This is a genomic window from Caballeronia glathei, from assembly GCF_000698595.1.
GTDB classification, from domain to species: domain Bacteria; phylum Pseudomonadota; class Gammaproteobacteria; order Burkholderiales; family Burkholderiaceae; genus Caballeronia; species Caballeronia glathei.
In genome coordinates this window covers 1-494 of the sequence record NZ_JFHC01000303.1, presented here as the reverse complement: position 1 = coordinate 494, position 494 = coordinate 1, and the positions used below count along the sequence as shown (strand labels likewise).

The window sequence follows — 494 nt, the reverse complement described above, 5'->3', positions numbered from 1 at the left end:
CTGCTTTCGGGGCGGCATGGCTTTTTCCACACCTACGAGGCATTCGCACACGTCGTGGATTCGATGTTCAACCAGCATGCGAAATGGCTGGACATCTGCAAGAACCATGTGCCGTGGCGCGCGTCAGTGTCGTCGCAGAACATCCTGTTGTCGTCGACCGTGTGGCGGCAGGATCACAACGGCTTCTCGCATCAGGACCCGGGCTTCATCGACCTCGTCACCAACAAGAGCCCGTCCGTCACGCGTGTCTACCTTCCGCCCGACGCGAATACCCTGCTCGTGGTGGCCGACGAATGCTTGCGCTCGACCGACTGCATCAACATCATCGTGGCGGACAAGCAGAAGCACCTGCAGTTCACTACCATGGACGAAGCCATCGTGCACTGCGCGAAGGGTGTGGGCGTGTGGCGGCGCGCGAGCAACGACGAGGGCGAGGAACCGGACGTCGTCATGGCGTCGTGTGGCGATGTCGCGACTCAGGAAGCGCTGGCGGC

At 61.9% G+C, this 494-nt stretch carries 1 protein-coding gene; it reads left to right on the top strand.

The genetic code is table 11. The features are described 5' to 3' along the window. Nucleotides 1-494: phosphoketolase family protein (locus BG61_RS38905; RefSeq protein ID WP_035943853.1), on the top strand; the 494-nt coding region annotated here is incomplete at both ends.